We start from the raw sequence: 6,300 nt of genomic DNA on the forward strand, positions 1-6,300 counted from the left end.
AAGACACTTGGCGCTTCCGGCCGGTACGAGCGGGGGTTACCCTGCCAGTACCGCTGGGGGTGACATCTGTGCGCATAACACGCAAGACGCCCGAAGTGCGCGTACCGCGTCTGGTCGGCCTGATGGCCGTGGACGCGCGCGAGACAGCACAGGCACAGGGCCTTTTCCTCAACGCGCCGGACCGGCCGGACTTCCACCGCACCGTGGTCGACTACATCGTGCGCCAGTACCCGCAGCCCGGTGCCGAGGTGCCGCAGGACTCCGTGATCTACGTGTGGTTCGACTTCGGTGAGGGTGAGGGCGGCGGAGGCATGCGAGAGCCTCGTGTGCCGAAACCCCCCAGGGGCGGGCTGCAGCGCGAACTCGACGAGCCGGGAGACCCGCTCGCGGTCCTCAGGTGAGTGTGAGGCTGTCGGGTTCAGCTCTCCTTGAAGCCCCGGTGCAGGGCCACCACACCGCCGGTGAGATTGCGCCAGGCCACCTTCGACCAGCCGGCCTTCCCGAGCCGCTCGGCCAGCGCGGGCTGGTCGGGCCAGGCGCGGATGGACTCGGCGAGGTAGACGTACGCGTCGGGGTTCGAGGAGACGGCGCGGGCGACCGGCGGCAGGGCGCGCATCAGGTACTCGGTGTAGACGGTCCGGAAGGGCGCCCAGGTCGGGTGGGAGAACTCGCAGATCACGACCCGGCCACCGGGCCGCGTCACCCGGTACATCTCCCGCAGAGCGGCATCGAAGTCCTGCACGTTGCGCAGCCCGAAGGAGATGGTCACGGCGTCGAAGACATTGTCCTTGAACGGCAGCCTGGTCGCGTCGCCCGCCGTGAACGGCAGCCAGGAGTGCCGCGCCTTGCCGACCTGGAGCATGCCGAGGGAGAAGTCGCAGGGGACGACGTAGGCGCCGGTGCGGGCGAAGGGCAGCGAGGACGTGGCCGTACCGGCGGCCAGGTCCAGGACCTTCTGCGCGGGGCGGGCGTCGACGGCCTTGGCGACCGCCTTGCGCCACACCCGGTCCTGGCCGAGCGACAACACGTCGTTGGTCAGGTCGTACCGTTCCGCCACGTCGTCGAACATCGAGGCGACTTCGTGCGGCTGCTTGTTCAGGGAAGCGCGGGTCACGGGCCCCATTGTTGCAGTACGGCCGCCGGCGCCCCGCTCAGGGGAGGAGGGCGCGGCTTCTTCTTCGCCGCCCGACTTGAGAGATTTCCACTCCGGATACGTACTCAGTTTCTGTCCCGGAACCAAAAATGCCTGGAACAGAAACCACGAGAGCGGGTGCATAACGCAATGCGGCGTTTCCTGAAGCCGGCGGCGGGGCTCACCTGCCTGTTCGCCCTGGCCACCGCGGGGTGTTCCGCGGAGTCCGAGGGCACCTCGGACGCGGCACCGGCGGCGCCGGACCGGTCGAGCGCGCCCCCGACGGAGGCCACCGCGCCCCCTGCCGAAGCCACCGAGGCTGCCGAGCCGGTCACCGCCTACGCCCCGTACGTCAGCGCCACGGACGCGTCCGGCAACGACTCCACGGGTTCCCCGGCGACGTACAACCTGGCCTTCGTGATCGCCGACGGCGGTGACTGCGCCCCGCGGTGGGACGGCAGCCGTGCCATCGGCGACTCCGCGGTGAAGTCCCGGATCGCGCAGCTCAAGAAGGACGGCGCAACGGTCCGCGTCTCCTTCGGCGGCGCCTTGGGCAAGGAACTGGCGGCGACCTGCGACAGCGCGTCCGAGCTGGCCGAGGCGTACGGCAAGGCCCTGGACGCGGCCGGCTCCACGCAGGCCGACTTCGACATCGAGGGCGACGAACTCACCGACCCCGGCTCCGTCGCCGTACGCTCCGAGGCGATCGCGGCGTTGCAGCAGGAGCGGCCCGGCCTCGAGGTGTCCCTCACCCTGCCGGTCATGCCGTCCGGGCTCAACGCCGACAGCGTGGCCCTGCTCGAGTCCGCCAACGAGCACGACGTGCGGGTCTCCACCGTCAACCTCATGACGATGAATTACGGCAAGTCGTACGGCGGGGACATGGGCGGATACGCGATCACCGCCGCGAAAGCCGCGCACCCCCAGCTGAAGAAGGTGTTCGGCCTGTCCGACGCGAACGCCTGGCGGGTCATGGCGCTCACCTCGATGATCGGCGTCAACGACGTGGCTGGCGAGACGTTCGCCCTCTCCGACGCGGCGCAGGTGCGGGCTTTCGCCGAAAAGCAGGGGATCGGCTGGGTGTCGATGTGGTCGGCCGTCCGCGACCAGCGGTGTGAGAAGGGAACCGCGAAGAAGGCGCAGACCGACTGCAGCGGAGTGGAGCAGACTTCGGGAGCGTTCGCGAAGGCGTTCGCCGGCTGATCAGCGCCTGCGGTGCACCAGGCGCCCCGCGCACACGGTCGCGAGGCAGGCGCCGGTCTCGTCGAAGACGGCGAGGTCGGCGCGGCCCACGTTCACGATGGCCGTGGGGCGCTCACGCGGAAGGATCACCACGTCGTTCCGCTCGGCCGCCGCCCGCAGTTCGGGCGAGTCGACGTACTCCTCCAGGACCGCCACCGCACCCGACTTCAGCACGGCGTGGACACGTTCGCGCGGGGTCGGGGCGTCCGGCAGCGGCCCGTCGTGGACGCGGGCGGGCCCCAGGACACCGGGCCACCGCCGCACCCGCGCCCCCGGGAACCGCGCCTGCACCTCGGCAAGCGAACCCACCGCGGCGACCCGGATCCCCTGGACCGCGACGGCACCATCCTCGATCGGATCGGACTTGATCGGATAGGACTTGATCGGATCGGAGTCCCAGGTGTACCGGACCTCGTCCGCCGCGTGAATCGTCAGCAAGACAGACCTAGTTGGAGGCGAGGATCTTCAACTCGGGGTGGGCGGTGCCGCCCGCGATCGCCGTCGAGGAGATGTGGGAGGCGACCCGCTCGTCGACGGGGTCGTTCGCCGGGTCGTCGTGGACGACGAGGTGCTCGTACGTCGTCGCCCGCTGGGCCGGGACCCGCCCCGCCTTGCGGATCAGGTCGATGATCTCCAGCCGGTTGGAGCGGTGCTTGGCACCGGCCGACGACACGACGTTCTCCTCCAGCATGATCGAGCCGAGGTCGTCCGCGCCGTAGTGCAGGGAGAGTTGGCCGATCTCCTTGCCGGTGGTCAGCCAAGAGCCCTGGATGTGGGCAATGTTGTCCATGAACAGCCGTGCGATGGCGATCATCCGCAGGTACTCGAAGATAGTGGCCTGCGTGCGGCCCTTCAGGTGGTTGTTCTCGGGCTGATAGGTGTACGGGATGAAGGCGCGGAAGCCGCCGGTCCGGTCCTGTACGTCACGGATCATCCGCAGGTGCTCGATGCGCTCGGCGTTGGTCTCGCCGGTGCCCATGAGCATGGTGGACGTCGACTCCACGCCCAGCCGGTGCGCGGTCTCCATGATCTCCAGCCAGCGCTCGCCGGACTCCTTCAGCGGGGCGATGGCCTTGCGGGGCCGGGCGGGCAGCAGCTCCGCGCCGGCGCCGGCGAAGGAGTCGAGCCCCGCCTCGTGGATCCGGGTGATGGCCTCCTCGACCGAGACGCCCGAGATCCGGGCCATGTGCTCGACCTCGGACGCGCCCAGCGAGTGGATCACCAGCTGCGGGAAGGCCTGCTTGATGGCGGCGAAGTGCTTCTCGTAGTACTCGACGCCGTAGTCCGGGTGGTGGCCGCCCTGGAACATGATCTGCGTACCACCGAGCTCGACGGTCTCGGCGCAGCGCCGCAGGATGTCGTCCAGGTCGCGGGTCCAGCCCTTGGCGGTGTCCTTGGGGGCCGCGTAGAAGGCGCAGAACTTGCACGCCGTGACGCACACGTTCGTGTAGTTGATGTTGCGCTCGATGATGTACGTCGCGATGTGCTCGGTGCCCGCGTACCTGCGGCGGCGTACGGCGTCGGCGGCGGCGCCCAGCGCGTGCAGCGGGGCGTCGCGGTAGAGGTCGAGCGCCTCCTCCGGGGTGATCCGCACACCCTCGGCGGCACGGTCGAGGACGGACTGGAGGTCGGCCTTCTCGGTCACCGGGGCGTCCCTTTCGTCAAGTTCGTCAAGTTCGTCAAGGGTGAGGACGGACCGAACCAGCGTACGCCAGGCGTTTCCGCTCAACGACGTCAGGCCGAGTAGGCGCCGATGAGCACACCGATGAACGCCCCCGCGATCAGGAACGGCCCGAACGGAATGGCCGTTTTCCGCCCGGCGCGCCGCGCGACCACGAGAGCACCGCCGTACAACGCCCCGAGCAAGAACCCGGCGAGCGTGCCCACCATGACCGTCGCCCAGCCGTACCAGCCCAGCACGGCACCCATCCCGAGCGCCAGCTTCACATCGCCGAAGCCCATGCCGCCGGGGTTGATGAGGAACAGCACGAAGTAGCCACCGCCGAGGGCGAGGGCGCCCAGGGCGGCGGAGGGCCAGTGCCCGGTGTGCTCGGGCACCAGCGTCACCAGGCCGAGCAGCACGAGCGCGGCGGCGGCGAGCGGCAGGGTCAGCACGTCGGGCAGCCGCTGCACCCGGAAGTCGATGACGGCCAGCAGCACACCGACGGGCGCGAGCAGCAGCCAGACGGCGACTTCGGGCCGGGTGTCGGTGGCGGCGGCGAGGGCGGCGCAGAGGAGGGCGGTGGTGAGGGCGACGAGGGCGGTGCTGGGGCCGTACGTCTTGCCATACGTCTTCTGAGATACGTGGGATACGGCGGTCTCGGCTTCATGCGCTACGGCGGTCTCGGCGTCGTGCGCTACGGCGGACTCGGCTTCATGCGCTACGGCGGTCTCGGCGTCGCCGGTCACGACCGCACCGCCCGCGCACGCCCCGCACCGCGCCCACCCGATCCACCCACGGATCGGCCCCCGAATCGGATGCCCGCCGGGGCACCGATCCCGCCAGGCCTCCTCCGAGGGGACGGAGAACCGGTAGGCGGCCCGTGGCACCAGCGCCCCCACAGCCGCACCCCACAGCGCGGCGACGGCGATCAACAAGCCGGTCATCGACCGATCATCCCATCGCGGCGCCAGGCGTCAGCCCTCGTCACGCGTTCTCAGACGTCCTCACACGTCCTCACACGTCCTCACACGTCCTCACACGGCGGGCAACGCGTAGATCTCCGGCCCGTGCGTAGCCATCAGCCGGTTTCCGGCGAGGGCGACCTGCCACGATTCCCCCGCGGCCTTGCTGTCGGTGTAGGTCCAGCGCAGTTTGCCGGTCTTCGCCCCCAGGGCGACGATGCCGCCGTCCAGGGATCCGGTGGCCCCGTACAGGGTCGTCCCGGCCTTCAGGAACGTCTCCGGGCCTTCGACGTCCAGATCGTCGCAGAGCCAGATCCGCTTGCCGGTCCTGACGTTCACCGCCCAGACACCGTCGTCGTTGTCGCTGGTGTAGAGCACGCCGTCGATGACCGTCGGGTTCGCGAAACCGCCGCGGCCGTTGGGCGAGAGCGTCCAGACGTTCTTGCCCGTGTCCGCCTCCACGGCCGTCAGCTTGTCGCCGGGCAGGAAGACCATGCCGTTCGCGACGGTGGGCTGCCAGGTCCAGTCGTCGCCGATCTTCTTCGTCCACAGCTGGGCGCCGCCGGCGGTGTTGCGGACGGTGAGGTTGTAGTTGGAGTCGGCGTAGGCCAGGTAGTTCCCGGCCACGGAGCCCTGGACGTCGTAGTCCTTGGTGCCCCAGTCGCGCCGCTGCAGCCAGACCGTCTTGCCGGTGGTGTGGCTGACGGCGGCGACCGCCGTGCGGTACTTGGTGGCCGACTTCGACTGGCTGTAGTCGGTCAGCGTGACGTACACGTTCCTGGCGTCGACGGCGATGGTGTCCTCGATGCTGAGGTCCTTGCCGAGGCGGCTGCGCCAGACCTCGTCGCCGGTCCTCACGTCATGGGCCACGAGTACGCCGTCGTAGTCGCCGTCGGCCAGGAACACCTTGCCGCCGTGGAAGAGGAGCCGGGCTCCGGGGCGGCAGATGCCCTTCTTGGACCAGCGTGCCCTGCCCGTCTTCACGTCGTACGCCACGAGCGGGTCGCCGCTGATCAGGAGCAGGCCGTCGTGGGTGAGGAGGGGGACGTCCGTGTCCGTGCTGTCCTCCGCGACCGACTTGTGCCACAGGGGCTGGGGGGCCACTCCGGCGGGCGGGGTCGTGAAGTTCTCGCCGGCGGGTGCGGCCGAGCCGCCCTTGCCGCCCGTGTCCGTGGTGGACCCGGGGGTGTCGTCGGCCGACGCCAGCCACCAGGCGGCCCCGCCACCGGCCGCCACGACCGCGGCCCCGCCGAGCGCCAGCCCGAGAACACGCCGACGGGAGGGAGCGGGGCCGGCCGCGG

Annotated in this window: 7 protein-coding genes; 2 read left to right on the forward strand and 5 right to left on the reverse strand. The window is 70.2% G+C overall.

Annotation, left to right across the window (positions count from 1 at the left end):
• The first annotated feature begins 95 nt into the window (after positions 1-95).
• Entirely contained in the window at positions 96-401 is a 306-nt protein-coding gene (locus CLM62_RS11070; protein ID WP_095749663.1) for a PASTA domain-containing protein, read from the forward strand.
• A 17-nt stretch (positions 402-418) separates the two neighbouring features.
• Here CLM62_RS11070 and CLM62_RS11075 read toward each other — a convergent pair whose 3' ends face one another.
• A complete protein-coding gene (locus tag CLM62_RS11075) occupies positions 419-1,114 on the reverse strand; it encodes a demethylmenaquinone methyltransferase (RefSeq protein ID WP_095749668.1) in 696 nt (231 codons plus the stop codon).
• Between the two features lie 168 nt (positions 1,115-1,282).
• Here CLM62_RS11075 and CLM62_RS11080 point away from each other — a divergent pair, with 168 nt between their 5' ends.
• Complete coding sequence (locus tag CLM62_RS11080) at positions 1,283-2,335, forward strand: chitinase (protein WP_095749664.1); 1,053 nt, start codon at positions 1,283-1,285, stop codon at positions 2,333-2,335.
• Here the strand turns inward: CLM62_RS11080 and CLM62_RS11085 are convergent, their stop codons facing one another.
• The 4 genes from CLM62_RS11085 to CLM62_RS11100 all read right to left on the reverse strand — a co-directional run.
• On the reverse strand, positions 2,336-2,812 hold the full coding sequence (locus CLM62_RS11085) for a hypothetical protein (protein WP_095749665.1): 477 nt from the start codon (positions 2,810-2,812) through the stop codon (positions 2,336-2,338).
• Positions 2,813-2,819: 7 nt separating this feature from the next.
• The gene (gene mqnC, locus CLM62_RS11090; RefSeq protein WP_095749666.1) at positions 2,820-4,019 is read right to left on the reverse strand and encodes a cyclic dehypoxanthinyl futalosine synthase; all 1,200 of its coding nucleotides are present in this window, start codon (positions 4,017-4,019) and stop codon (positions 2,820-2,822) included.
• A gap of 89 nt (positions 4,020-4,108) precedes the next feature.
• Positions 4,109-4,981, reverse strand: coding sequence for an A24 family peptidase (locus CLM62_RS11095; RefSeq protein WP_179382042.1), 873 nt, complete (start codon positions 4,979-4,981; stop codon positions 4,109-4,111).
• A gap of 90 nt (positions 4,982-5,071) precedes the next feature.
• Positions 5,072-6,300, reverse strand: a 1,229-nt coding sequence (locus tag CLM62_RS11100) for a PQQ-binding-like beta-propeller repeat protein (RefSeq protein WP_179382043.1), incomplete at its 5' end; no start/stop codon positions are given.

The organism is Streptomyces sp. SA15 (genome assembly GCF_002291145.1).
In the GTDB taxonomy this organism is placed as follows: domain Bacteria; phylum Actinomycetota; class Actinomycetes; order Streptomycetales; family Streptomycetaceae; genus Streptomyces.

Excerpts from the sequence above, each read along its gene's own strand:
- CLM62_RS11080 (WP_095749664.1), top strand. The coding sequence starts at position 1,283 with ATGCGGCGTTTCCTGAAGCCGGCGGCGGGGCTCACCTGCCTGTTCGCC.
- CLM62_RS11095 (WP_179382042.1), bottom strand. The coding sequence starts at position 4,981 with ATGACCGGCTTGTTGATCGCCGTCGCCGCGCTGTGGGGTGCGGCTGTG.